Below are 1,092 nucleotides of genomic sequence, written 5' to 3'. Positions count from 1 at the left end.
CTAGTACTCCAGTGAGAAATCGTTGCCTGCGCTGGTCGGTTTCGGTGTTCCGAGCATGGTGGGGATAGATGAAGCTGGTTTGTGGGCTGAGGAGTTGGAGTCGGTCTTCGCGCGGGTGGCGGGCCGGTTCTCTCGGGTGGATCTGCGGTGGCGGATGCGGGACTATGTGCGCGGTCTGCTGGCACCGGTGGAGCGGAAGAATGGCTGGCAACTGGCCGAGTATGCAGGTCACCGCGGGCCAGCCGGCTTCCAGTATCTGCTGAACGGCGCCTCCTGGGACGCTGACGCGGTCCGGGACGATCTGCAGCAGTACGTCGCCGAGCGGCTTGGCACCCCGGGCGGTGTTCTGATCGTCGACGACACCGGTTTCCTGAAGAAGGGCATCACCTCTGCCGGTGTGCAGCGGCAGTACTCGGGTACTGCCGGCCGTACCGTGAACTGCCAGATCGGGGTGTTCGCCGCTTACGCCTCCTTGAGGGGCAGGGCTCTGGTGGACCGGGAGCTCTACCTGCCAAAGTCCTGGACCGGGGACGCGGGCCGGTGTGAGGCTGCGAAAGTCCCTGGGTTCGCGACCAAGGGAGAATTGGCCCGCGCGATGATCCTGCGAGCTCTTGCTTCACCCCTGCCGATCGCCTGGGTGACGGGTGACTGTGCCTACGGACAGGAATGGCGCATGCGCCGCACCCTGGAAGAAGTCGGCGTCGGCTACGTCCTGGCCGTGCCGAAGTCCCAGCACCTTCACGGTCCATTCAGCCGTATCGACCAGGCAGTCGCCGATGCACCCGAGGAGGCATGGGAACGCTACTCCTGCGGCGAGGGCGCCAAGGGCCCGCGCGTCTACGACTGGGTCGCCGCAAGGCTGCCGGCCATTTGGGACTTCGACGGCGATCGGCCCACTCATCAGCGGTGGGTGCTGGCCCGCCGCAGCCTGGCCCGACCGGACGAGTTGGCCTACTTCCTCGCTTGCGCGCCGAACAGGCACCAGCGTCGAGGACCTGGTCCGCATCGCCGGATCGCTCTGGGCGATCGAGGAGGCCTTCCAGGCCGCGAAGAACGAATGCGGCCTCGATCAGTACGAAGTCCGCCGCTATC

The 1,092-nt window shown here is 66.2% G+C and carries 1 pseudogene; it reads left to right on the top strand.

The annotated features are described in order from the left end of the window. Positions 1–55 precede the first annotated feature (55 nt). Positions 56–1,092, top strand: a pseudogene (locus ACZ470_RS40515) (IS701 family transposase); the annotation flags it as partial.

Source organism: Streptomyces sp. NPDC031111 (assembly GCF_055570675.1).
The sequence above is the reverse complement of the archived record's forward strand: the minus strand, read 5'-3'. Positions and strand labels throughout refer to the sequence as shown.